The organism is Butyrivibrio hungatei DSM 14810, from assembly GCF_900143205.1.
Classification (GTDB): Bacteria; Bacillota; Clostridia; order Lachnospirales; family Lachnospiraceae; genus Butyrivibrio; species Butyrivibrio hungatei.
Genome location: NZ_FRDH01000005.1, coordinates 17,774 through 44,070 on the forward strand (window position 1 = coordinate 17,774; position 26,297 = coordinate 44,070).

Annotated in this window: 23 protein-coding genes and 1 tRNA gene; 22 read left to right on the forward strand and 2 right to left on the reverse strand. The window is 39.8% G+C overall.

The window, feature by feature from the left end; genetic code table 11:
- Nucleotides 1–5: 5 nt before the first annotated feature.
- The 17 genes from BUA02_RS06630 (at nucleotide 6) to BUA02_RS06715 (ending at nucleotide 17,579) form a co-directional block, all read left to right on the forward strand.
- The gene (locus BUA02_RS06630) at nucleotides 6–1,148 is read left to right on the forward strand and encodes an FtsW/RodA/SpoVE family cell cycle protein (protein WP_072702046.1); all 1,143 of its coding nucleotides are present in this window, start codon (nucleotides 6–8) and stop codon (nucleotides 1,146–1,148) included.
- 118 nt (nucleotides 1,149–1,266) lie between these two features.
- The gene (locus BUA02_RS06635; RefSeq protein WP_236845901.1) at nucleotides 1,267–1,968 is read left to right on the forward strand and encodes a cell division protein FtsQ/DivIB; all 702 of its coding nucleotides are present in this window, start codon (nucleotides 1,267–1,269) and stop codon (nucleotides 1,966–1,968) included.
- A 110-nt stretch (nucleotides 1,969–2,078) separates the two neighbouring features.
- Nucleotides 2,079–3,326 (forward strand): cell division protein FtsZ, encoded by a 1,248-nt coding sequence (ftsZ, locus tag BUA02_RS06640; protein ID WP_072702047.1) that lies wholly within the window; start codon nucleotides 2,079–2,081, stop codon nucleotides 3,324–3,326.
- A 226-nt stretch (nucleotides 3,327–3,552) separates the two neighbouring features.
- A complete protein-coding gene (gene nrdR, locus BUA02_RS06645; RefSeq protein WP_071176407.1) occupies nucleotides 3,553–4,065 on the forward strand; it encodes a transcriptional regulator NrdR in 513 nt (170 codons plus the stop codon).
- A 110-nt stretch (nucleotides 4,066–4,175) separates the two neighbouring features.
- Nucleotides 4,176–5,765: an ABC transporter substrate-binding protein gene (locus BUA02_RS06650; protein WP_072702049.1), complete on the forward strand. Its 1,590-nt coding sequence runs from the start codon at nucleotides 4,176–4,178 to the stop codon at nucleotides 5,763–5,765.
- Between the two features lie 26 nt (nucleotides 5,766–5,791).
- The gene (locus BUA02_RS06655) at nucleotides 5,792–6,736 is read left to right on the forward strand and encodes an ABC transporter permease (RefSeq protein ID WP_071176405.1); all 945 of its coding nucleotides are present in this window, start codon (nucleotides 5,792–5,794) and stop codon (nucleotides 6,734–6,736) included.
- Nucleotides 6,737–6,747: 11 nt separating this feature from the next.
- Nucleotides 6,748–7,548, forward strand: coding sequence for an ABC transporter permease (locus BUA02_RS06660; RefSeq protein ID WP_330393194.1), 801 nt, complete (start codon nucleotides 6,748–6,750; stop codon nucleotides 7,546–7,548).
- The gene (locus tag BUA02_RS06665) at nucleotides 7,539–8,339 is read left to right on the forward strand and encodes an ABC transporter ATP-binding protein (protein WP_071176403.1); all 801 of its coding nucleotides are present in this window, start codon (nucleotides 7,539–7,541) and stop codon (nucleotides 8,337–8,339) included. The genes BUA02_RS06660 and BUA02_RS06665 overlap by 10 nt, the downstream gene beginning before the upstream one ends.
- Before the next feature lie 10 nt (nucleotides 8,340–8,349).
- Nucleotides 8,350–9,105 (forward strand): ABC transporter ATP-binding protein, encoded by a 756-nt coding sequence (locus tag BUA02_RS06670; RefSeq protein WP_072702051.1) that lies wholly within the window; start codon nucleotides 8,350–8,352, stop codon nucleotides 9,103–9,105.
- Between the two features lie 147 nt (nucleotides 9,106–9,252).
- Nucleotides 9,253–9,666 carry a hypothetical protein gene (locus BUA02_RS06675; RefSeq protein WP_072702053.1) on the forward strand — a complete coding sequence of 138 codons (414 nt, stop codon included), beginning with the start codon at nucleotides 9,253–9,255 and terminating at the stop codon, nucleotides 9,664–9,666.
- 133 nt (nucleotides 9,667–9,799) lie between these two features.
- Complete coding sequence (aroE, locus tag BUA02_RS15820; protein WP_072702055.1) at nucleotides 9,800–11,200, forward strand: shikimate dehydrogenase; 1,401 nt, start codon at nucleotides 9,800–9,802, stop codon at nucleotides 11,198–11,200.
- A complete protein-coding gene (locus BUA02_RS06685; protein ID WP_072702057.1) occupies nucleotides 11,197–11,913 on the forward strand; it encodes an epoxyqueuosine reductase QueH in 717 nt (238 codons plus the stop codon). The genes aroE and BUA02_RS06685 overlap by 4 nt, the downstream gene beginning before the upstream one ends.
- Nucleotides 11,906–12,532: a hypothetical protein gene (locus BUA02_RS15825; protein ID WP_178297615.1), complete on the forward strand. Its 627-nt coding sequence runs from the start codon at nucleotides 11,906–11,908 to the stop codon at nucleotides 12,530–12,532. Before BUA02_RS06685 ends, BUA02_RS15825 begins: the two co-directional genes overlap by 8 nt.
- 5 nt (nucleotides 12,533–12,537) lie before the next feature.
- Nucleotides 12,538–13,149, forward strand: a complete 612-nt coding sequence (locus BUA02_RS06700; protein WP_072702063.1) for a prolipoprotein diacylglyceryl transferase family protein — start codon at nucleotides 12,538–12,540, stop codon at nucleotides 13,147–13,149.
- 55 nt (nucleotides 13,150–13,204) lie between these two features.
- Nucleotides 13,205–14,974, forward strand: a complete 1,770-nt coding sequence (argS, locus tag BUA02_RS06705) for an arginine--tRNA ligase (protein WP_072702065.1) — start codon at nucleotides 13,205–13,207, stop codon at nucleotides 14,972–14,974.
- Nucleotides 14,975–15,156: 182 nt separating this feature from the next.
- Nucleotides 15,157–16,497, forward strand: coding sequence for an MATE family efflux transporter (locus BUA02_RS06710; RefSeq protein ID WP_072702068.1), 1,341 nt, complete (start codon nucleotides 15,157–15,159; stop codon nucleotides 16,495–16,497).
- Nucleotides 16,498–16,523: 26 nt separating this feature from the next.
- On the forward strand, nucleotides 16,524–17,579 hold the full coding sequence (locus tag BUA02_RS06715; protein ID WP_072702069.1) for a CPBP family intramembrane glutamic endopeptidase: 1,056 nt from the start codon (nucleotides 16,524–16,526) through the stop codon (nucleotides 17,577–17,579).
- Between the two features lie 65 nt (nucleotides 17,580–17,644).
- Here BUA02_RS06715 and BUA02_RS06720 read toward each other — a convergent pair whose 3' ends face one another.
- Entirely contained in the window at nucleotides 17,645–19,690 is a 2,046-nt protein-coding gene (locus BUA02_RS06720) for a HelD family protein (RefSeq protein ID WP_072702071.1), read from the reverse strand.
- 197 nt (nucleotides 19,691–19,887) lie between these two features.
- On the opposite strand from BUA02_RS06720, the gene BUA02_RS06725 reads away from it, so the two are divergent.
- Complete coding sequence (locus tag BUA02_RS06725) at nucleotides 19,888–21,492, forward strand: cellulase family glycosylhydrolase (RefSeq protein ID WP_072702073.1); 1,605 nt, start codon at nucleotides 19,888–19,890, stop codon at nucleotides 21,490–21,492.
- Nucleotides 21,493–21,716: 224 nt separating this feature from the next.
- On the opposite strand, the gene BUA02_RS06730 is transcribed toward BUA02_RS06725, so the two are convergent.
- A tRNA-Met gene (locus tag BUA02_RS06730) sits at nucleotides 21,717–21,790 on the reverse strand.
- Between the two features lie 201 nt (nucleotides 21,791–21,991).
- On the opposite strand from BUA02_RS06730, the gene BUA02_RS06735 reads away from it, so the two are divergent.
- The 4 genes from BUA02_RS06735 (at nucleotide 21,992) to BUA02_RS06750 (ending at nucleotide 26,248) form a co-directional block, all read left to right on the forward strand.
- The gene (locus BUA02_RS06735; RefSeq protein ID WP_072702074.1) at nucleotides 21,992–23,296 is read left to right on the forward strand and encodes an alpha-amylase family glycosyl hydrolase; all 1,305 of its coding nucleotides are present in this window, start codon (nucleotides 21,992–21,994) and stop codon (nucleotides 23,294–23,296) included.
- 132 nt (nucleotides 23,297–23,428) lie between these two features.
- A complete protein-coding gene (locus BUA02_RS06740) occupies nucleotides 23,429–25,258 on the forward strand; it encodes an EAL domain-containing protein (protein WP_072702076.1) in 1,830 nt (609 codons plus the stop codon).
- Nucleotides 25,255–25,692, forward strand: a complete 438-nt coding sequence (locus tag BUA02_RS06745) for a hypothetical protein (protein WP_072702078.1) — start codon at nucleotides 25,255–25,257, stop codon at nucleotides 25,690–25,692. Before BUA02_RS06740 ends, BUA02_RS06745 begins: the two co-directional genes overlap by 4 nt.
- 1 nt (nucleotide 25,693) lies before the next feature.
- On the forward strand, nucleotides 25,694–26,248 hold the full coding sequence (locus BUA02_RS06750) for a GNAT family N-acetyltransferase (protein ID WP_072702080.1): 555 nt from the start codon (nucleotides 25,694–25,696) through the stop codon (nucleotides 26,246–26,248).
- The last annotated feature ends 49 nt before the right edge of the window (nucleotides 26,249–26,297 follow it).

Sequence of the window (26,297 nt, forward strand, 5' to 3'; positions counted from 1 at the left end):
TAAAAGTGGAAAAGACCAGATTTTTGAAAAAACCAAAGGTTGAATCATACGTTGACTATAGCCTTATCTTTATTATTTTATTCTTACTGGCCTTTGGTCTTGTAATGCTTTATTCTACAAGTTCATACGAAGCTAATCTTGATTATGGGGATTCTGCCTATTATTTCAAACATCAGCTTGTGCCGACGCTTATTGGCCTTGCACTCATGATCGTTATGTCCTATTTTCCATATGGACTACTGAAAAAATTAGCATTTCCTATCTATATTGGTGCAGCGGTCCTGTTGCTTCTTCTCATTCCTTTTGGAAGAGAGATTAACCACGCTAAAAGATGGATCTTCATCATGGGAATATCCATCCAGCCGGCAGAGGTCGCAAAGTTTGCGGTTATTGTATTTACCGCAACGATTATTGTTACACTTAAGCGTAAGCTCCTTGATCCAAAGGGGTATTTTACGACTCTTGGATTTCCGGCTCTTTTGGCACTGATGGTATATGGTATTACCAAAAACCTCAGTTCAGCTATCATCATTATGGGAATCGCTGTTGTCATGCTTTTTATCTCAACACCCGGGTACAAAAAGTATGTGATCGCTGCTTTGTCAGTTCTTGCGCTGGCAACTGTGATCGTTTTGATAGTTGCTCACTCAGCTAATTCAAGTGGTATGAACTATCGTTTTAAACGTATCCTGGTTTGGCTTGATCCTGCAGCCTACGCCAGTGAAAAAGGTTTCCAGACTATACAGGCTCTTTATGCCATTGGTTCAGGCGGAATATTCGGTAAAGGTCTTGGTGAAAGCATGCAGAAGATGGGATTCATCCCTGAGGCTCAGAATGATATGATCTTTTCTATTATCTGTGAAGAGCTTGGACTTTTTGGTGCAATAGCTGTTATGCTTATGTTCATGCTCCTTATCTGGAGACTTATGATCATTGCCAATAATGCTCCTGATATGTTTGGAGCTCTTTTGGTCATTGGAGTTATGGGACATATTGCAATTCAGGTTGTTCTTAACATTGCGGTTGTAACTAATACTATCCCTAACACAGGTATCACACTTCCGTTTATCAGTTACGGAGGTTCAGCTGTTATCATGCAGCTTGCAGAGATTGGAATGGCTCTTAATGTAGCTAAAAATATAGGATGATTGGTTTTTGATGGCAAAAAGACGAAAGATCAAAAAAGTTAAAACAAAAAGAAATAGAAGAAGCATCTTCGACATAATAAAGGACTCCTTACGATACAGCAGGAGTCTTTATATTATTATGGCCATTGTGATCACGGTGCTTATCGCGGGTGTTCTTGGAGTGATCTATATCAGGGACAACTATACCATCAAAAATATCTATGTTTCTGGTAATACCCATTATACGAATGAAGAGATCATAGATATGGTCATGACAGATAAGATGTGCGATAACTCTATCTATCTTTCTTTGAAGTACAGGAATAAATCTATTGAAGGTGTTCCTTTTATTGAGAAGATGAGTGTTGAGATCGTATCTCCAGAGACTGTCAGGATAAATGTTTATGAAAAGGCTGTTGCCGGATATATCTCATATTTGGGAAGATATATGTACTTTGACAGAGATGGAATAGTGGTAGAAAGTTCACTTGAGGCTTCAAGTAATGTTCCTGAAGTGTTGGGCCTTAGCTTTAACTATGTGATCATCCATGAAAAGCTTCCTGTGGAAAAACAGGAGGTTTTTGAAGAAATACTTGATATCACTCAATTGTTATCGAAATATAATCTTCACGCGAACAAAATTTTCTTCGATAGTGAGTATAATGTTTATCTGTATTTCGATGGTATTGAAGTAAGCATAGGAACAAAAGATTACATTGATGAAAAAATAATCCAGCTTCAATACATTCTGCCAAACCTAGAAGGAAAGAGTGGAATTTTGGAGATGAAAGACTTTAATGAAGACACTAAAAATGTTACTTTCGAAGAGAAAAAGCAGTAAATTGTATACTAAATGGTACAAATTTATTCAAAAAAAACAGGTTGATAATTAACAAAAAAAATCGTATCATAGCATATAGGAGTCTTTAGGATTATGAAGGAGGAGTTGTTTTGCTGGAGATTAAGTCAAATGAAGCAGAAAACGCCTGCAGAATTATCGTCGTCGGGGTTGGCGGTGCAGGTAATAATGCTGTAAATAGAATGGTAGACGAGAATATTACTGGTGTCGAGTTCATCGGTATTAATACTGATAAACAGGCGCTTCAGCTTTGCAAAGCCCCTAAGCTTTTACAGATTGGTGAGAAGCTTACAAAGGGCCTTGGAGCTGGTGCAAAGCCTGAAATTGGACAGAAGGCTGCTGAGGAGAGTTCAGAGGAGATTTCTGCAGCTCTTAAGGGTGCAGATATGGTATTCGTTACTTGTGGTATGGGTGGCGGTACTGGTACTGGTGCAGCACCTGTCGTAGCTAAGCTTGCTAAGGAGATGGGTATCCTTACTGTTGGTGTTGTTACAAAGCCTTTCAGTTTCGAAGCCCGTGTTCGTATGCAGAACGCTATGCTTGGTATTTCTAATATTAGAACAAATGTTGATACACTTATCGTTATTCCTAACGATAAGCTTCTTCAGATAGTTGACAGAAGAACTACAATGCCTGACGCACTCAAGAAAGCTGATGAAGTGCTTCAGCAGGCTGTACAGGGTGTTACAGACCTTATCAATGTACCAGCAGTTATCAATCTTGATTTTGCTGATGTACAGACAGTCATGAAGGATAAGGGTATTGCTCATATCGGTATCGGTACTGGTAAGGGTGATGACAAGGCTTCTGATGCTGTTAAGATGGCAGTAGAGAGTCCACTTCTTGAGACAAAGGTTAATGGTGCAACAGATGTTATTATTAACATTTCTGGTGACATCACACTTACAGATGCACAGGAGGCTTCCGATTATGTTCGTAACCTCGCTGGAGATGATGTTAACGTTATCTTTGGTGCTATGTATGATGAGAGCAAGACAGATTCTTGCACAGTTACAGTAATTGCTACAGGAATTGATGACAAGGCAGCAACTGGTACACAGAATAGTAGGATAAATAAGGTTGCTACACCTGTTTCACAGCCTACAGCTACCCCAGTTACTCCTGCAACTCCAGTTCATACAACTACAGTTCCTGTTACACCAGTTACTCCAATTACACCAATCGCGCAGGCACAGCCTGGTGTTTCAACAATTGGATTTGCAACTGAAGGTGTTGCAACTACTCCTAGACCTAATATGACAATCAATAGACCAACTGAGATCAAGAGCACAGTTGAACCAAAATCTCTTAAGATTCCAGATTTCTTACAGAGAAAGTGATTGATTTATCGGCATTTAGCCCTACTCCAGCATTGGAGTAGGGCTTTTTTATTCAAAAAAGAGCATTTTGCGTAAAAAATGCCACTTTATAACCCATTGTTCCTGCACAAAACGTTATTTAGTGTGGAATTATTGTAAAAATAATGCTACAATAAATTGTGTGATGCATAATATGGCAGCCAAGATATAGTGGAGATATCACTTTTATAAAAATGGAGGAAATGCTATGAAATGCCCATTTTGCGGTAAGGATGATACAAGAGTAATTGATTCAAGACCTGCTGACGAAAATACGTCTATCAGGAGAAGAAGAGTTTGTGATTCCTGTGGAAAAAGATTTACCACATATGAAAAGGTAGAGACTATTCCTCTTATTGTTATTAAAAAAGGTGATATCAGGGAGCCATATGACAGGGCCAAGATTGAGGCAGGTGTGTTCAGAGCTTGTCACAAGAGACCTGTAAGTGCAGAGCAGATCACCAAGATGGTGGATGCGGTTGAAACAGAAGTCTTCAACCTGGAACAGAAAGAGATTCCAAGCAGAGCTATCGGTGAGATAGTAATGGATAAGATGCAGGATCTTGATCCTGTAGCATATGTAAGATTTGCATCAGTTTACAGAGAGTTTAAGGATGTGAATACATTTATGGATGAACTTAAATCAGTTCTCAAGAAAGAGGCTGATGGAACCATATCTAATTCAGCTGATAATAACATTCCGCTTCTTAAGAAAGAGTAAGCTAATAGCCTTGACAATAAGTTGTCAAGGCTATAATATTTCTTTGAGCTCAACAAGAGCTAGACAATTTAATATAGGAGGAAGATTTTAACATGATTAAGAGGAGTTTTATGAAAAGGAGTGTATCCTCATTATTACTAGTCGTGTTAACAACACTGACTGTTGCATTGGGCGGATGCTCAAGTGACAAGGCAGGAGAATCTACGGAAGGTAACCAGGGCACAGGGGCAAGCACTGAAACAGTGACTAGCACAGCCGATACAGATGTTACCAATACGTCAGATGATCTTTCTAAGCTTATCGTTGGAGTACCTCAGGACATCAGCGAGCTTGACCCCCACACAGCAACAGGGGCAGGTATTCAGGAGGTATTGTTTAATGTCTATGAAGGCTTGGTCAAGCCTGATGCGAGCGGTAATCTTATCCCTGCTGTAGCCAGTGATTACACGATTTCGGATGATAGTACGGTATACACATTCACACTTCGTGATGGAATCAAATTTCACGATGGAAGTTTAGTTACGGTAGAGGATATTAAGTATTCTATTGATCGTAATAGAGGAGCAGATGGCAGTGAGCCACTCATTTCTTCATTTTCCAGTATTGACAGTGTGAATATTATTGATGACAGTCACGTAGAGATAGTGCTTAAGGAAGCTAATTCAGATTTCCTTCCACTTCTTACAGTTGCAATTGTTCCAGAGGCTAACAAGGATTTAAATACAAATCCTATTGGTACAGGCCCATACAAGTTTGTGTCACGTTCTCCACAGGAGAATTTCGTGGTAACCAGATTTGATGATTACTGGGGCGATAAGGCATATATCAAGGATGTAGTGTTCAAGGTAGAGGCTAATAGCGATGCAATCGTTATGGACCTTGAGGGCGGCTCTATTGATATGATCGCCAGAATTACAAGTACTCAGGCAGCTCAGCTTTCTGATAAGTTTGAGATTTACGAAGGAACAATGAACCTTGTACAGGCTCTTTACCTCAACAATGCCGAGAAGCCATTTGATGATGTAAGAGTTAGACAGGCTCTTTGCTACGCTATTGATCCACAGGAGATCATGAACTTTGTATCAGATGGTGCAGGAACAGAGATTGGTAGTGCTATGTTCCCTGCATTTACTAAGTATTATGATGCAAGTCTTAACGACACTTACAATCAGGATACAGAAAAGGCTAAGGCTCTTCTTGCTGAAGCTGGTTACCCTGATGGATTTGAGTTTACTATCACAGTTCCATCAAACTATGCTCAGCATATTGATACAGCACAGGTTATCTCTGAAGAACTCAAGAATATCGGCGTTACAGCTAATATTCAGGAAGTTGAGTGGAACACATGGCTTGATGAAGTTTATAAGCAAAAGAAGTATCAGTCAACAGTAGTTGGTTTTGATGCTTCAACACTTTCTGCATCAGCCCTTCTTGCAAGATATGTATCTACTTCAAGCAAGAACACATTTAACTATAGCTCAGCTGCCTATGACGAGGCATATGCCAAGGCAGTAGCTTCTAATGACGACGCAGAGAAGACTAAATATTATAAAGAGTGCCTTAAGATCCTTTCAGAAGATGCTGCTAACGTATATATTCAGGATCTTCCAGCTTTTGTAGCACTTAACAAGAAATTTACAGGTTATGTTTTCTATCCTCTTTATGTTCAGGATATTGCAAAGATAAGACCTGCTCAGTAATTTAAAGATTTGCGAGGAATATGCATATGAAATATATCATCAAAAAGTTTTTTTCTATGATCATTACTTTGGTGGTGGTTTCATTTTGTGTATTCCTCGCTTTTAATGTAATACCGGGTGATCCTGCTCTTAGAAAGCTTGGAACAGAAGCTTCTCCAGAGCTTATCGCTCAGGTGAGACATGAGATGGGACTTGATGATCCTCTTATTGTCAGGTATTTTAACTGGTTTACATCTTTCATTCATGGAGATATGGGAACATCCTACAATTACAATGTTCCTGTCGCAGGCATGGTCCTTAACAAGGTGCCTATCACACTTACAATGGCTATTATGTCATTTGTTCTTACTATACTTGTATCTATTCCACTTGGAATCTTTACAGCTAAATATGAAAATGGCTTTATTGACAAGGCTATTACTATGATCAACCAGATCATAATGGCGATTCCTCCTTTCTTTTCAGGAATCATAATCACTTTTATTTTTGGAATGATATTTAAGCTCTTTACCCCGGGAGGTTTTGTGTCCTATACAGAGGATTTTGGGGGATTTTTGAGATATCTTATTTTCCCTTCTGTTGCTATTGCACTTCCAAAGATAGCAATGACAGTTAAGATGCTCAGGGGAAGTTTGATTGATGAAGCAGCCAAGGATTATACAAGGACTGCGTTTAGCAGAGGAAATAACACCAACGGTGTTTTATATAGACATGTACTTAAAAATGCCATGATCCCGGTAATCACATTCCTTGGAATGTTGCTTGCAGACATGGTTGCAGGAAGTATTGTTATAGAACAGGTATTTAGCATTCCTGGTATCAGCAGAATACTTCTTTCCAGTATCAGTAATAGAGATTATCCGGTAGTAGAGGCCATTATCATGGGCGTAGCTGCTATTGTAATAATAATAAATCTTTTAGTGGATATAATTTACAGGATCATTGATCCAAGAATTGAGATAACAGACTAATGAAGGCTTTTTTGAAAAAACTTAAGAAAAATCCATATATGATAGCGGGACTTATTATAACTGGACTTATAGTCCTTATGGTTATAGTAGGCCTCTTTTGGATGCCATATGAACCTACCAAGATGAATGCCAGTGAGAAGCTTCAGGGCATTTCTGTGAAGCACATCATGGGTACGGACAATATGGGAAGAGATGTGTTCAGTAGAGTTATGTACGGAAGCAGGATTACGCTTTTGATAGCTCTTGGTACAGTTACTATTGGTGTTGTACTTGGCACTATCATAGGTGCACTTACAGGTTATTTTGGCGGAATACTTGATGAAGTAGTCATGAGGATCATTGATGCGATGTTTGCTTTTCCAAGTATCCTGCTGGCACTTGTTATAGTCAGTGTGTTTGGAACAGGTTGGGCTCAGCTTCTTATGTCTCTTGGAATAGCATTTATTCCAAGTTATGCAAGGATCGTTAGAGGCGAAGTCCTTAGATGCAAGGGAATGGACTATGTTGAGAGCGCAAGACTTCAGGGAGTATCACAGTTTAGGATGATATTTGTACATATCCTTCCTAATATCAAGGGAGTTCTTGCTTCATCAATCCTTATCGGTTTTAATAATGCGGTTTTGGCAGAGGCAGGTCTTAGCTACCTTGGAGTAGGTTCTCAGCCTCCATATGCCAGCCTTGGCAAGATGCTTTCAGATGCTCAGCAGTATATGTTTACAGTACCAAGCTATTGTCTGTGTCCTGGTATTGTGATCGTCTTGATCGTTTTAGGTTTTTCTTTTTTAGGTGAAGGAATTAGAAGATGGAAATAATACTTGATGTAACTGATCTTCATATAGAATTTCACGATGGCGACACACCTACTATAGCTGTGGATGATTTTGATCTTATGCTTGGGAAGGGTGAGATAGTTGGTATCGTTGGAGAATCAGGCTCTGGTAAGAGTATGAGTGCCCTTGCTATTGCAGGGCTTTTAAACAGAGGATCTATGAAAAAGACAGGAAGGATCATGTTTAATGGTGATGACCTTCTGACAATTGATAGAAGTAAGCTTCGTACCTATCAGGGAGACGAGATATCCATAATTTTCCAGGAACCTATGACAAGTCTTAATCCAGTAAAAAAGATTGGCTGGCAGGTTGAGGAATCTCTTTATATCCATCATCCTGAGATAGATAAAAAGACAAGAAAACAAAAAGCTATCGACATGCTAAAGGACGTGGGACTGACAAATGCAGAGGAAGTGTATTACATGTATCCTCATGAGCTTTCTGGTGGTATGAGACAGAGAGTTATGATAGCAGCAGCCATGATTGGAGGTCCACAGATACTTATTGCAGATGAGCCTACTACGGCTCTTGATGTGACTGTTCAGGCACAGATAGTAGAACTACTCAAAAAGTTAAATAAGGAAATGGGTACATCAATTATTTTCATTTCCCATGACCTTAGCCTTGTAAATCAGCTCTGCGAGAGGGTTATCGTTATGCAGAAGGGCAGCATTGTTGAGTCTGGCAAGACTGCAGATATATTCAAAGCTCCAAAGCATCCATATACTCAGAGACTGATTGCAGCTATACCAAAGATCGATATTGGCGAGTGAGGCATTTTAGATGGAAGAAACAAAGGTACTTAAAGTATCACATTTAGATGTTTTTTATAAGAATAGAAAGAGAAAGCTCTTTTCCAGCAAAAAGAAGGTTCAGGCATTGTTTGATGTGTCTTTTGACATGGATGAAGGTGAAGTGCTGGCAATAGCTGGCGAATCGGGATGTGGTAAATCTACTCTTGCAAGAGCAATCGTAGGCATCAACAAGGATTATGAGGGAGCCATGTGGCAAAAGTACGAGGGACCGCAGATGGTATTCCAGGATCCTTACAATTCGCTTAACCCTTCCAAGAAGATTGGCTGGCTTTTAGAGGAACCTCTTAGGGTTGATAAAAAGAAAAAATGGACTCCCGAAGAGCGAAAGAAGAGAGTTGAGGAGATCATGGCTCAGATCGAGCTTCCTATTGAGATGCTTGACAGGTACCCATCACAGCTTTCAGGTGGTCAGAGGCAGAGGGTGTGCATAGGAATTGCTCTTATGAGAAATCCAAAGCTTCTCATAGCAGATGAGCCGGTTTCAGCGCTTGATGTTACGATAGCCTCCCAGATAATGGAACTATTATCAAGGATCCATAAGAATCTTGGAATCTCTATCATTTTCATCTCTCATGATCTTAGAGTGGTTTATCAGATAAGTGACCATGTTATGATCATGAAAAATGGCAGAGTTGTGGAGTATGGAAAAACTAAAGAGGTTTATAAAAATCCTAAACAGGAGTATACTAAACAGCTCCTTAAAGCCGCAGGAATAAAAGAATAAAAAAACTCTAAAAAAGTCTTAAAATTCTCAGAAATACTGAGGTTTTGGGACTTTTTTTAATATAATGGTATTAAGTTATTGAGTAAAAATCCGATATTTTAATTATCTAGGGGAAATAAATTTTTTTATAGAAAGGGGGCGGATGTTATGGCAGTAAATAGAATTGGCTTCATGCAAGGCTATGATGCATATAATATACCAGCCGCCGGCGATAAAGTGCTTTCTGACCCAAAGAATCTTCAGGGACAGATAAGTAGCGACCTTAAAGGTGAACAACCTAAACAAGATAATAAGTTAGACCTTACTGTTGAAGTTCCAAAAAGAGAAAACAACGCTTCGATCGAGAATGTGGCTATATCTTTTGGAACGTACGATAATACTTCGATAGATCTTTTTAGTGGAAATGGACTTGCTTCTGATAACATGAAGAGTGCGATATCAGGAATGCAGAAGGATCAGATACTTCATGAGTATCAGTATTTTGTAGGAAGTAAAGACCTTACAGGTAAGGACAGCAATGTGATTGCCGGAACAGAGGACGGAGTTGTAATTAAACTTTAATCCAAATGAAAAAAGTATTAAGAAACCTTGACCAAAGCGGATACTGGTCGAGGTTTTTTTATGACATTCTTTATTGATTAAAAAGATTTTTCCTTGTAAAATTTACACTAAAAGAGCCATAAAGGGGGAAAACATGAACTACACTGATGGACATACTAGGATCTGCGGACTTATAGGTAATCCGGTTAAGCATACATTATCTCCACTTATTCATAATTCGTTGTCTGATATGTTTGGCATCAACATGGTATATGTGCCATTTGAAGTTAATGAAAATGATGTTAAGGCGGCGGTCAAGGGTGCTCTTGCGCTTGATATAAAGGGCCTTAATGTGACGGTTCCTTATAAGAGTGAGGTAATTCCTTATCTTGACGATATAGATCCCCTGGCTAAGAGTATAGGCGCTGTTAATACCCTTGTAAGGACCGCAAATGGCGGATTCAAGGGCTACAACACTGATGTAACAGGTTTATATCACGCTATGCAGGATGAAGGCATTGATCTTGAAGGAGAAGTGGTGGTAATCCTGGGAGCTGGTGGAGTTGCCAGACCAACAGCTTTTTTGTGTGCAGATAAAGGCGCTAAAAAGGTCTACATACTTAATAGAACCTTTGAAAAGGCTGAATGTGTAGCAGACGAAGTAAACACAGCTCTTGGTACAGACGTTGTTATACCAATGAAGCTTGAAGATTACAAGAGAGTGCTGATGGCACATGATAAGTTCATTGCCCTTCAGTGCACATCTGTAGGTCTTTTCCCGGATGTGAACAGTGCAGTTATTGAGGATAAAGAGTTCTTCGAGCATATTAGCTGTGCACTTGATGAGGTGTACAGACCTCTGGAAACCAAGTTCATGAAGCTTGCAAAGGAAGCTGGTGCTAGGACCTTTTCGGGTCTTAAGATGCTTCTTTATCAGGGAATCGATGCTTATGAGCTCTGGCATGCTGATGACGGGATAAAGGTCACAAAGGAGCAGGCCGACGTTGTCTATAGATCACTTATGCTGGATGTAGTAGGAGCCAGCAATATCATACTTGAAGGTTTTATGGGAAGCGGCAAAAGCGCTGTCTCAGCTCTTTTGGCTGATGAGCTTAGTATGGAGCTTGTCGATACAGATGAGATCATTGAGGAAACAGAAGGCTTCACTATAAATGAGATTTTTGAAAAAGAGGGTGAGAAGGCTTTTAGAGACATGGAAACAGACCTTCTTGAAGCTATAACAGGAGATCATTGGAGAGAATTCGTCATATCACTTGGAGGTGGAATGCCTGTTAGAGAGGAAAATAGAAGGCTTCTTAGAAAAGCCGGCAAGATCGTGTTCCTGAAAGCTAGTCCTGAGACCATTTACGAGAGAGTAAAAGGCGATGACAAGAGACCGCTTCTTAGGTGCGAGGATCCTCTTTCTAAGATAAAAGAGCTGATGGCGTCCCGAATGGAAGCCTATGAAGATGCCGCAGATATTGTGGTAGATACAGATAATAAGACTGTCCAAGAAGTAGTTAATGAGATAGTTGATAAATTGGGAATTAGATGAACAAAAGAAATTATGCAAAGGAATTAGAAAATCAAATATCTGATTTTCAGAAAAAGAAGGAGTATCCAAGGCTTTTATTACATGCGTGCTGTGCGCCGTGTTCGTCCTATTGCCTTGAGTATCTAAGAGAGTTCTTTGATGTGACAGTCTTTTTCTATAATCCCAATATCACATCTGAGGGTGAATATAGCAAAAGAGTTGCAGAAGAAAAGAGGCTTATAGAGGAATACAACAGGCAGATAGATGAAGGATGCTTTGATGGTATGAACTCTGATGAGAATGCCAGAAAGATTGGTATTATCGAGGGAAATCATGATCCTAAAGTGTTCTATGATGCAGTTAAGGGCTATGAAGACTGCAAAGAGGGCGGAGAAAGATGCAGAAAGTGCTTTGAACTTAGACTTTTAGAGACTGCAAAGAGCGCAGCAGAAAACGGATTTGAGTTTTTTACAACTACGCTTACTATCAGCCCTTTAAAGAACGCCGACGTTCTAAATGAAGTTGGAGAAGAGGCTGCAAGGGACATGTCACAAAAATCAGGCAAGACTATCACTTTTTTACCATCTGATTTTAAGAAAAAGAACGGCTATAAGCGCTCTATAGAGCTTTCACAAAAGTTTGGGCTATACAGACAGGATTTTTGTGGATGCAGTTTTTCTAAGGCTCAGAGAGAAAAGGAAAAGAAGGAAAGAGAAGGGGAATTAAATGGATAATCAGCAGAGCAATGAAAATGGAGTTTTTAGTGGAATGGGGCATGATCCTGAGACAGGACAGCCTATAATGCCAGAGCCGGTAGAGGTTCCAGTAATCGAACCTCAGGTTCAGCAACAGCAGTATCAGCAACAGCAGTATCAACAGCAACAGTATCAACAGCAACAGTATCAACAGCAACAGTATCAACAGCAACAGTATCAACAGCAGCAGTATCAACAACAACAGTATCAGCCGCAGTATCAGCAGTATCCTCAGCCAGACATGAATCAGGTAGAGCATCCTGATAATATCAATCCTACGGCCAAGAAGTTATGCTGGTCATCTCTTATCTGTTGGATCATCAGCAGGATTGGCGGATGGAGCCTTGGCTATGTTTTTTCATCGCTTGATGGCGAAGACTATACCAGACTTGCTCCAGGGGCACTTATCGGACTTGCAGGAATTGCCAGTTATGTACTTATGATCTATGTCAGGATCAAGTATCCAAAGAACAGATTTGGTAAGGGACTTATGTGGGTATACATAGTCGATCTTGTTTTGAGAGTTGTCTTGATTGTGGTAGCTATTCTTGCTTTTGTATACCTTGTTGAGTCTGTGTGCTCAGGCATTCCTGGATAATAACTATGTATATTTTTCTGATACTTTTAGCAGGCTTTTCTGGAATAGGAGGAGCCTGCTTTGAACTTCATAAGGCCAAAGTATCCAGGCAGGTCATCGGGTTTTCTGTGATGTTAAATTTGAGCATGGGTATATACTTTGCAGTTATGTGCGGGTACTTGTCATCGGGCTTTAGGGCCGTCAAGTGTGACAGCACAGGCGGAGCGTTGGGAATGATACTTGCCTGCTTTGTTATGGGCAGAATAGTTCCTCTTGCCAAGAAAGATATCTACAGGTCGTATTTTTTGCTCATGCCACTTGTATATGGAATTGGTAAGCTTGCCTGCGCTTACAAGGGATGCTGCGGCGGACTATCCATACATGGAGATAGATTTCCTATTCAGATGGTAGAGGCTATCAGCTTTATAGTATTGTTTTTGATCTCTGTTTATCTGGTGGAAAAAGACTCTTTTAAGCCTGGGGTATTAGTGATGGTCTGCACAGTGCTTAAGTTTTTACTAGATTTTTTAAGGGATACTCATGTAGAGCAGATCATCTCTTTTAATCAGGGAGCATGCCTTGTAACATTTGCTTTATTACTATGTATTTTTGCCATTGATAGAAAAGCTTTATTTTGATAAAATCTTTTACGTTAACGAAAAATAATCAAATTGATTGAAAGAAGGAAGAATTTTGGAAAAGGTACTTGAACTTATATCAAAAGAGGTTGGAGATGCGTTTGAAGCTGCCGGATATGATAGGGAGCTTGGAAAGGTAACTATCTCAAACAGACCTGATCTTTGTGAATATCAGTGTAACGGTGCTATGGCTGGAGCCAAGAAATATGGTAAGGCGCCATTTATGATTGCTGATGAAGTAGCTGAGAAGCTTCAGAATAACGAGATGTTTGATAAGGTAGAGTCTGTTAAGCCAGGCTTTTTGAATATTATCGTAAGTGGAGACTTTGCTAGAAGCTACATCGTTAAGATGCTTCATGAAAAGCACATGGGAGTTACTCTTCCAGGTCATGAGCCTACATTTATCCTTGATTACGGCGGACCTAACGTTGCTAAGCCTCTTCATGTAGGACATCTTCGCTCAGCTGTTATCGGTGAGAGTATCAAGAGAATTCTTAAATATACAGGACACAAGGTTATCGGTGATATTCATCTTGGTGACTGGGGACTTCAGATGGGCCTTGTTATCACAGGTCTCAAAGAGAGAAAACCAGATCTTTGTTATTTTGATCCTGATTATCAGGGAGCTTATCCAAAAGAGGCTCCATTTACAGTATCAGAGCTTGAAGAGATCTATCCTGCAGCCAGCAAGAAGTCAAAAGAAGATGAGCAGTTCAAGGCAGAAGCTATGGAAGCAACCAAGCTCTTACAGGACGGTTATAAGCCATACAGAGCTCTTTGGCATCATATTTTAAATGTTTCTGTTGCTGATCTTAAAAATAACTACAAGAAGCTTTCTGTAGACTTTGACCTCTGGAGAGGTGAGTCAGATGTCCATGAGGTTATTCCTGGAATGGTAGATTACATGAAGCAGCACGAATATGCTCATGAGAGCCAGGGCGCCCTTGTTGTTGACGTAGCAGAAGAGACAGATACCAAAGAGATCCCACCATGCATGATCCTTAAGTCAGATGGAGCATCTCTTTACAATACAACTGATCTTGCAACTATCAAGCAACGTATGGAAGAGTTCCATCCAGAGGGACTTATCTACGTTGTAGATAAGAGACAGGAACTTTACTTCACACAGGTATTTAGATGCGCACGCAAGACCAAGCTTGTTCTTCCAGAGACAGAGCTTCATTTCGTAGGCTTTGGTACTATGAATGGCAGCGATGGCAAGCCATTCAAGACCAGACAGGGCGGCGTAATGCGTCTTGAGAATCTTATTGCTGAGATCGATGAAAAGATGTATGCAAGAATCAAAGAGGGAAACCTTGATATCAGCGACGAAGAGGCTAAAGATACAGCTCACAAGGTAGCTCTTTCAGCTATCAAGTATGGTGATCTTTCTAATCAGCCTTCTAAGGATTACATCTTTGATGTTGATAAATTCACTTCATTTGAAGGAGATACAGGCCCATACATCCTTTATACAATGGTTCGTATCAAGTCTATCCTCAAGAAATATGAGGCAGAAGGTGGAGTGGTCAAGGATGCTAAGCTTGATAACCCTGATAGCGACGCTATGAAGGCACTTATGCTCCTTCTTACAAGATTTGCAGATTCAGTAGAGAGTGCAGCAGCAGACCTTGCACCAAACAGAATCTGTGCATATATCTATGACCTTAGTAATGCATTTAACAGTTTCTACCATGGAACCAAGATTCTTGCAGAAGCTGATGAAAATAAGAAGAGCAGCTATATTGCACTTCTTGCTACAACACTCAAGATCCTTGAAACAGGTATTGATCTGTTAGGATTCAGTGCTCCTGAAAGAATGTAAGCGATATAAGGATGAAGGGAAATCCAAATCTGTGCTTGCACAGAGATTTGGATTTTTCTGAAGACTGAACGGACATGAGGAAAAAAGATACGCGAGCATAGCGAGCGGATTGATTTCCGAATGGACGTAGGATTGCGAGAGCGAAGCGGAGCAATCCGTATATCGCTCTAAATGGTGGAAAAATGGAAGACAAACACATTTTCAGCAACAGGAAGCTTTTTCTGTTGCTGATTCCTATTATAGCTGAACAATTTCTGAACTCCCTTATGGGTATGGCTGACTCTATGATGGTTAGTAACGTAGGAGCAGCGGCTCTTTCAGGAGTATCTCTTGTTGATTCCATCAACAATTTAGTGGTACAGGCATTTAACGCCATGGCTACAGGTGGAGTCATTATCTGTTCTACCTATATAGGTCAGAAAGATAGAGAAAGAGCAAGAGATTCAGCAAGGCAGGTACTTCTTGTGTCTACCTGTATTTCAGTTACCATGATGATACTTGGTCTTATCTTCAGGATGCAGCTGTTAAGACTTATCTTTGGTACTGTTGATGCTGACGTTATGGAAGCTGCAGGCATCTATTTTCTTTTGACGATATTATCCTATCCTGGTGTGGCCCTTGCAGCGGCTGGAAGTGCTATTTTCAGGGCTCAGTCCAATACAAGACTTCCGATGAATATCGCAATTGCTTCAAATATATTAAATGTGGCTGGTAATGCGCTTTTGATCTGGGGCTTTGGACTTGGGGTTTATGGAGCAGCTTTAGCTACACTTATTTCACGTATATTCTCAGCGATAGTTCTTTTGGCATTTTTAAGAAATGATAAGCTTGAGATATTTGTAAAGGATTATCACAAGATAAGACCAGATGGTGGCAAGATAAAGAGAATCCTTGCAATGGGTATCCCAAATGGAATAGAGAACTCTATGTTCCAATTTGGTAAGCTTGCCATTCAGTCATCTGTTTCACTCCTTGGAACAGCAGCTATTGCAGCTCAGTCCATGACTAATATATTTGAAAATGTTAATGGTGTTGCTGGAATTGGCGTAGGAATCGGGCTTATGACTATTGTAGGTCAGTGCCTTGGCGCCGGACGCAAGGATGAGGCTATATATTACACCAAGAAGATGATCGGATGGGGATATATAGCAATACTCGTTAGCTGTCTTTTTACCTATGCAATTGCTGGCCCTGTGACGATACTTGCAGGTATGGCACCAGAAAGTAGGAAGCTTTGCTTGTTTATGTTGGGCTGGATCACTATCGTTAAGCCGCTTTTATGGTCACCATCATTTATTACTCCTTATGCCATGAGGGCTGCAGGAGATGTTAAATTCTCAATGATAGTTGCTACGCTTACTATGTGGCTTTTGAGAGTTACCCTTGCTACCTTCCTTATCAGGGTGGTAGGACTTGGTGCAATGGGCGTATGGATCGGAATGTTCGCTGATTGGGGCGTTAGAGGTATCATCTTTACCATTAGATTTAAAAGTAACAAATGGATCCACAAGGTGGTTTCCTAAAAAACAATTATAGTAGGAGAAAAGGTATGAAAAGTATTGAAAAAAAGAGGCTTTGGATGTTTATTGCCATTGCCTACGGTGTGACAGTGGTAATGAGTTTACTTATGATCGTTGGCAAGAACAACGGCAAGGATCTCACAGCCTTTGTCAATGTTCAGATGGCTTACCCTATGTGCGGTGTCATCTTAGGTAAGCTTTTCTTTAGGGAAGAAGACAAAAAGCTCCCTATGGCTGGATATATTACAGTTCTTGTGACAACAGCCATTATGATGGTACTTGCTATTCTCTCAGTTTTCCTTCCAGAAGTGATGATTGATAATGGAATTACAGAGTATTCTAACTGGAATATCTATTCACAGTATGTGCTCATAGCAGGAAGCTTTGTGGCATATATCCTTTTCTGGGTATGTGGCAAAGAAAAGAGAGCAAACGCAGGACTTAGCAGAAATAAGGTTAAGCTTAGTATCCTGCTTGTACTCTTATTTATCGTTTTATATTTACTTAGAAGTCTTATTTCAAGTCTTATGTTTGATGCCCTTACAGGCGGATCAAATATTGATACATTAAGCGGCTCTTTGATGGACCCTACTATAATCAGAGTGCTCATTGCACTTGCTATCAACTTCCCACTTACATTCATAGCATTTATGGGTGAAGAGTATGGATGGAGATATTATCTTCAGCCCATTATGCAAAAGAAATTTGGCTTAAGACTTGGTGTTTTACTCCTTGGTCTTGTATGGGCAGTTTGGCACATCTTTGTTGATTATCTTTTCTATGCAAAAGAGACAGGTCTTCAGATGTTTGTAAGCCAGATCATTACATGCGTTGCTATGGCTATCTTCTTTGGCTATGCATTTATGAAGACAGAGAACATATGGGCAATTTCAATCATGCACTATATCAACAATAACATGATCGCTGTATTTGCTGGCGGTGATGCTAATGTTCTTCAGAACCAGACAGTTACATGGGGAATGCTCCCTATCATGCTAGTTCAGAATATATTGTTCTTCTTGTTTATCCTTGCACCTGTTTATGGCAAGCTAAGAAAAGACAAAGAAGAGCAAAAGAATGCGTAATAATTTGAGAAGATAATAAGGAAGCCCTTGCTTACATAGAGTGAGCAAGGGCTTTTTGAGCTTATTTAGTTAATATTTGGTGACAGCTTACCATTTGATAAGATGGCGAGGTTTTGAGTTGCTCTGGACATTGCAGTATACAGGCAGTGTTTTCCAAGTTCATCATCAGGGTACCCTTCTGAATCAGCATCTGCCAGGATAACATGGTCAAATTCAAGACCTTTAGCGAGAGGAAGCTCTATGATAAACGCGCCTTCCTTTGGAAGAGAGTCGTGACCAGATACAATGACAGGTGCCTTTTCTCCAAGATTAACGATAATATTCTCGATAGTAGACTGCTTTTTGCAGATAATAGCAGTAAGGCCATCATTTTTCTCAAACTCTTTTATTTTATCATTTAACTCTTTATAATATTCGGCATCATTCTTACAGGCTTTGATTGTGACTGCTTCGCCAGGACGCTGCACAGATGATACCATCAGCTTTTTATCTTCAGGTAAAAGAGCTGCGAACATATCTGTGATCTCCGGTGAGCTTCTATAGCTTGTCATAAGTGGAAGCTCTACAAAGCTCTTATTATCTTCCTTTGCCATTTCCTTTATCTCGTCAAAAGAAATAGTGCCTTCTCTGATAGCCTGGAACTCATCTCCAAGCAGCATGAATCTTGCATTAGGGAAGTATTTCTTAAATACAAGGAGCTGAGCCTTGGTGTAGTCCTGAACTTCATCTATCATTACGTAGCGCATGTTCCTATCGCACATTCCTGTAAGCTCCATTTTGGTAAAGAGCCACTCGCAAGGAGTTATGCGCTTAGTTCCTAGAATTCTCTGGGCAATGTGAGTAACATTTACAAAGCTACAGTGTTTGATATCTCTAAGAGCTCCGCCAAAGTCATTTTCAATCCTGTTGTTTTCAGCTGAATCTGACTTGGATACTGAAGTTGTCTCATCATCAGTGTCTCTATCCATGTTTCTTAATGAGTTTTTGGCTCTAAGCTCCAGCTCATCTGATGCTGTCTGGATAAGCCTCATTCCCATCGGGAACTGCTTGAACATCTTTATTACTGATAGAACTTCTTTTTTGGTCATCACAAGTGTTTCTTTTTGCTTGATATCATGGAAGTCTTCAGCCTCTGGAATCAAGGTAGGAAGTACTTCATGGATCTTTTTAAGATTTTCCGCTTCGGTAGAATCAATCTCTTTTGCCTCAAATGGTACATGGACCATTTCAAGGAATTCCTGCCAGGTGATGGTGAGAGGATTGGACTCACCAAGATCTGGAAGTACGTTGTCTATATAGTCCCTAAATACCGGATTAAGTGTCATGAGGCATACCTGATCAGGTCTTAAGCTATTTCTTTTCTGGAAAAAGAGATATGCTATGCGCTGAAGGAGTACAGAAGTCTTACCACTTCCGGCGATACCGTTTACTAAAAGAACTGGGACATCAGGATATCTGATGACAGTGTTCTGTTCCTTCTGGATAGTAGCGGTGATGGCCTGCATCTTGTCTGTGTGAGTCTGTGACAGAGACTTAAGAAGCATTGGATCTTCGATAGCAATCTGAGTATCAAAGAAGGAGATGAGCTTATCTTTATTAAGACTAAACTGTCTCCTGAGCTTTAAGTCTACAGGAATTTCTCTGTCTTCAACCTTATAGCTTGTATGACCACTTTCCTGGTTGTAATAAACTTCTGCAATAGGAGATCTCCAGTCGATCACCATCTGGTCGTAGCCATTTTCTGAGATGGCAGCGCGGCCGATGTAATAATCTTCAACAGGCTCTGAAGGATCAAACTGAACCTGTATCTTGGCAAAATATGGTGATTCCAGGAGTTTTTTTACTATGCCAAGGCGTTTACCAAGGGAACTGCTCTCAATATTGTAGGTGTCGATATATCTGTTCCAGACTTCAATCTCACCAAGAGTTTCCATGGTGGTCTCTGCATCAGCATAGTCAAAACGGATATTGTCACGAATATCGTTTTTTTCATCAGTTGCCTTAGCGTCAAGGTTCATGATCTGAGATTCTAAGTCTTTTTTCATATCAAGGAGCTTATTGTAGGTCTTGGTCAGGTGCTTTTGCTCGTTATCAAATATTTCTTGTTCCATAAAACTATCCTCATATAAAGATTAAAAAATATCGTAAGTTACTACTGTGGTTATCTTTTAAGTATAACATATAAAAGCAATGAAAAGATTATTACAAGAAATTACAAATATTTACAAAAAATGTCAAAAATCTATTGACGTAAGAGCCAGCCTCACATATTATAATGTTGTCGCGACAGAATATATGGAGGGTAATAATGCAAAATATAAAACGCAGAACACGAAGACTTACATTGTTATTAGCATTATTTTTATTCTTTACAGCTATTCCTGTACAGACAGTTCACGCTGCTGGCGGTACAAGTAAAACTGCTACAGAAGTTGTAAAAGATATGACAGTAGGATGGAACCTTGGAAACACTCTGGACTCAGTTGGACAGAAATCAAGCTTTCCTTACACTATGTCACTTGAAACATTTTGGGGAAATCCAAAGACAACCAAAGAGATGATCGATGAAGTAGCTAAGGCTGGCTTTAATACAATACGTATCCCGGTTTCATGGGGCCAGTACACTACAGGAGATAACTACGAGATTCCTGATTTCTTCATGGAAAGAGTAAAAGAAGTAGTAGATTATTGTATCGCAAATGATATGTATGTAATCCTTAATACACATCATGATATTACTTCTGAGTATTGCTTCTATGTACCAAACAACGCAAATAAGAGCCGCTCTGAGGCATATTTTAAGTCTGTTTGGACACAGATCGCTAATGAGTTCAAGGATTATGATTATCATCTTATTTTTGAGACAATGAACGAGCCAAGACTTGTAGGACACGGTCAGGAATGGTGGTTCCCAAGAAATAATCCTAGCAGCGATATTCAGGAAGCTATTGAATGCATCAATGATTACAACCAGGTTTCACTTGATGCTATCAGAGCAACAGGCGGAAATAACGCAGACAGATGCGTAATGGTTCCTGGCTACGATGCTTCAATCGAGGGCTGCATGACAGATGGATTCAAGATGCCAAAGGATTCAGCATCTAACAGACTTATCCTTTCAGTACATGCTTATATTCCTTATAACTTTGCTCTTGCAAGTGATTCATTCATCACAAACTTTGACCAGAGCAACAAGACAGATATTGATGTGTTCTTCAATGATCTTAATTCAAAGTTCATGTCAAAGGGTATTCCTGTAGTTGTAGGAGAGACAAGTGCTTCTAACAGGAATAATACAGCAGACAGAGTGAAGTGGGCTGATTATTACTGGTCAGCAGCTTCTAAGTACAGCAATCTTGCTATGTGTCTCTGGGACAACAACTTCTATGATAACGATGCTTCTGGTTCAAACGGAGAGTGCCATAGATATCTTGATAGAAAGAGTCTTACATGGGCAGATCCTGAGATCATCACAGCTATCATGAAGCATGTTGATGGAACACCTGCTACTATCGATGGTAACAAGGTTCCAACGCCTCAGCCAGATCCACAGCCACAGCCAGAACCACAGCCGGATCCTGAAAATCCAGATCCAGAGCCATCACCAGCTCAGGCACCTGGCAGAGAAGGACTTAAGGCTGATTATACAATCCACAACTGGGGATCAGGATATCAGGTAGTCATTAAGGTTAAGAATGAATCTGATAGCAAGATAGAAGGCTGGACTGTAAAGGTCAGCAAAAAAGACGTAAAGATAGATACAAGCTGGTGCGTAAACATTGAAGAAACTGATGATTACTATGTGATCACACCACTTTTCTGGAATTCAAATCTTGAGCCAGGTGCTTCTGCAGAGTTTGGCGTCCAGGGAACAGGTTCTATCGGAGATACTGTAGACGTTACAGTAGAATAAAACAAATTAACTATACTTATACTAATCTGATGATAGTTGAAAACTGAGAAGAGAAGCGGTGCATATTGGTGCATCGCTTCTTTTGCGTGTTGATGTGATGACGGAAATGGACCTAGGGGACGGGGTTAGTGGACCATTTTTTCAAAAAATGGTCCACTAACCCCGTCCCCTAGGTCCATTTCAGGGCAACAAAAAAGGAAAGCAATTATTGCTTTCCTTTTTAGTAGCGAGAGGGGGACTCGAACCCTCGACACCGCGGGTATGAACCGCGTGCTCTAGCCAGCTGAGCTACCTCGCCATATGTTGCCTCGCCTGACTGCCTCACGCAGCCGACCAACATAATATACCTCAATACTAATGATGTTGTCAACAGATTTTTTATATTTTTTTTCAAAAAGATGCCCATGAATTCTTGGTCGAACATAAGTTATCTAAACTACGATTCTTTATATGTGTTAAGATTAATAATATATCAAAATTATGTAAAGGAGAGTTGACTATGTGGGCTTATGAAACCAGCTTTTATCAGATATATCCGCTAGGCTTCTGCGGAGCACCTTTTGAAAATGATGGAAAACTTGAACACAGGATTCTAAAGGTAATAGATTGGATCCCTCACTTTAAGAAGCTTGGAGTGGGTGCAATTCTCTTTAACCCTGTATTTGAATCTGATACTCATGGATATAATACCAGGGATTATAAAAAGATAGACGTGCGCCTTGGAACCAATGCGGATTTTAAGAAGGTTTGCAAAGCACTTCACAAAGAGGGTATAAAAGTAGTTCTTGATGGAGTATTTAATCACGCTGGAAGAGGCTTTTTTGGTTTTGAGGATGTACTTAAAAACAGGTGGGATTCCCGGTATAAGGACTGGTTTAATATAAACTTTGACGGTAACAGTAACTACAATGATGGCTTGTGGTACGAAGGCTGGGAAGGCAACTATGACCTTGTAAAGCTAAATCTCAGAAATCCTGAAGTTGCGGATTATCTCATAGACAGTGTGAAATTCTGGATCGATGAATTTGGAATCGATGGCCTTAGACTTGATGTTGCATATTGCGTAGATACAGACTTTTTAAAGAGGCTTCGCTACGAGACTGGTCAGTTCAAGGAAGATTTCTTCCTTATGGGAGAAATGATAGGTGGAGACTACAACAGGATAATGGGAGATGAGCTCTGCCACAGCGCCACAAACTATGAGTGCTATAAGGGAATGTATTCGGCCCTTAACAGCATGAACTTATTTGAGATCATTCATTCGCTCCTTAGACAGTTTGGACCGGAGAACTGGACCTTATATAGGGACAAACATCTCCTCTCTTTTGTGGATAACCATGATGTGAGCAGGATTGCCAGTGTATTAAACAGACCAGAACATTTAAAACTCATCTATACTCTTATGTTTGGAATGCCTGGAATACCTACGATCTATTATGGCAGTGAGTGGGGAGAAAAAGCTGACAAATCCCAGGGAGATCCTGCCCTTAGGCCTTGTTTTGATAGCCCTAAGTGGAATGACCTTACTGATACCATAGCAGCACTTTGCAAAGCCAGAGAGAAGTCTATGGCGCTTAGTTATGGAGGCTTTGCGTCACTTCTTTTAACAAACAGGCAGTGCATATTCGAGAGGGAGACAGATGGTGATAGAGTGATCGTTGTGATAAACGCCGATGAAAACTCTTTTCATGCGGACTTTAACGCAAGGGCTGACAAGGCGACAGATATGATATCAGGAAACGAGATAGATTTTGGAGGAGGCCTTGATATTCCACCATATACAGGATATCTTTTGCATATTTAAATGACGCGATTTTGCACGTAAATTGTTGTTGCAGGAAAGAAAATATATTATAATTTATACATGGAAATACGTTCACCAATTGTTGCAATTTTGGTATTAGGAATATTGATCTTAGTTTACCTGAGGAAGACAGTGCCGCAGCTTTATTCAGCGCGGTTATTTTTTGGCTTTCTGGTGGTGGCATTTATAAATGTTCTTATAGAAATAATTGAATGTTTTGTGTTTACAGACACGACTGGAGCATTTAAGTCGCTTCGTAAGACTATGCAATGGCTTTATGCTTCATCTACGCTGGTTTCTATCTATAGTATATGGATATATGCATATTCCAAGATCACCAAGAACAGGATAGTTTCAAATGTGTTGGTTGTGCTAACGGCGATCCCTATGTTTATCAGCGTTGTTACACTGTTTTTTGGCAAGATAGAATATGGAAGAAGTAAGAGCGGATATTATTATAATTATGGTCCGATGATAACTCTTTGCTATGTTATAGGTCTTACCTACATCATCGTTACTATAATATCTGTCTTTATCCAAAGGAGCAGACTAAGAAAAGAAGACTTTTTTGCTCTGGAAGGAGCACTTATATTGTGGGTGTTCCTTGGATTGTTGCAGAGTCTGAAAAAAGGAGTGCAGGTATCATCCATAGCTATGATGCTCATGGGACTCATTCTTTTTTTGGTCATAGAGAATCCAAAAGAGCTATATGAAAAGTCCATTATAAATGTTAAGACCAAGGATGCATTTACACTTCTATTACTTGAACTATTTGGACTCAAGCGAAAATTTTACATAATATCTGTTATTTTTACAGGAAAGACAAATGTTCTTAGTGCTTCTGATACCAAAGAACTCAGAGCAGTGCAGAAAACAATAGCAGATTATGGACGTGTCAGACTTGGAACCTCTGCGTATCTTACTGATTGGAACACTCTAAGCTTTATAGTGAAAAAAACAGAACGCATAGAAGAGTTCATGGATTTTATCAATAACTATGATGGAGGAGGCGGCAACTACAAGCTTACTTTTTCTATACTTGAAATTCCGAAATACTCTCAAAAAGCAGATGAGACTCTGCAGATACTTAGCTATGTTTCCTGTGAATATATTAACACCCAGTCTTCACCTAATCTTGTAATAACAGAAGCTGTAGTGGACAAAATGCTCTATAGGAACACTATTGAGGACGTAGTCAGAAAAGCAGTTAAGGAGAAAGCTTTTGAAGTTTATTATCAGCCAATTCTTAAGGTGGAAGATGGCTCTTTTTCATCAGCTGAAGCCCTTGTCAGATTAAGGAGAACCAATTCTGAGAACTATATATCTCCTGAAGACTTTATTCCAATTGCTGAAAAATGCGGACTCATTCTTGAAATTGATGATCTTGTTTTTGAAAAGGTATGTTCATTTATTGCAGAGAATAATCTTTCAAGCTACGGCATAAAGGCTATAGAAGTAAACCTTTCTGGAAATGAAGTGGTTGATTTCCAGGCTTATGACAGACTTATAAGGAAAATGGAAAAGTACCATATTCCACCAAACTTTATAAACTTTGAGATCACAGAGACAGCGTATATCAATAATGATGAAGCATTCAAAGAAAATGTGCGTAAGCTAAAGGAAAAAGGAAGTACATTTTCCATGGATGACTTTGGCTCAGGATATTCGAATCTGTTAGAGATACTAAAGATGGATTACAGGATAGTTAAGATGGACAAGGAATTCATATGGAACTGTCTTGATAAGAACAAACCGGAAAATATGAAGATGCTTAAGTATACGGTTAAATTCTTAAAGGATTATGGCCTTCATATTTTGGCAGAGGGTGTAGAAACTCTAGAACAAGCCGAAATACTTATAGAAAATGGTGTTGAGTACTTACAGGGATTTTATTATTCAAGACCAATCCCTGAAAAGGAATACATTAAATTCTTGACTGACTTGAAAGGAGAAAAAAGATGAACGAGGGATTGTACGAAGCGGTATTTTGTTACGGAGAAAAGAAGGTGGATCCATTTATGTACTGCCAGGTGGATTTCGATAGGATCATTGGCGACATGAAGCTTGTGGGCTATGAGCTTACACCACTTAACATTGTTCATCAGATCATGCTTGAGCAGCTTGATCACCTTTTAAAGACTAAAGCTCAGATCATCGAGGCTACCATGGATATGGAAAACCGTGATGAATATTGTAGAGCCAAATATGGCCTTTCTTTCAAGGATATAGACGCACTTGATCCAAGACATGATATAGAGTGGGATATCAAGAGCGGACAGGTTATTTTCTTCCTGTCACCAGAAGCAATGTACAAGGAGGAGGCATACTTTACTTTGTTCAAAAAAGCCTTTGAAGTGTTCACTGCAAAGACTGGTTTTACTTACATGAGTCAGTGATATGATAACGACGTTGGAGACAGACAGACTGATACTAAGAGGCTGGCAGGATGAAGATGCTGCCAGTCTTTATAAGTATGCCAGTGATGAAAGAGTGGCGTATAGTGCTGGTTGGATACCACACCTGGATGAAGGCTATTCTAGGGCCATCATCAGGACTGTGTTAAAAAAGCCGGAGACCTATGCTATCTGCCTTAAGGGACATAAAAACGAGCCTATAGGCAGTATTAATCTTGATCTCTATGGAAATGAAAATAAAAAGCTTGGACAGAGTGAAGGCGAAATAGGATTCTGGGTAGGCTATCCGCATTGGGGAGAGGGCATTGCACCTGAGGCTGTAAAGGAACTTTTACGTCACGGTTTTGAAGACTTAAGGCTTCATCAGATATACTGCGGTTATTTTTTGGGAAACCACAATTCTGAGCGTGTTCAGGAGAAGTGTGGTTTTGTTTTTCACCACGTAGAGCCTCACGTAAAAGTCCTTATGTTAGAAGAAGAAAGAATAGAGTACATCAACGCTATATCCTTAGATAGGTGGAAAAAATTAAACGATTAACTATTACAAAATAATTAAGATTATGGTATAATGATGCTACGCCGCAAAA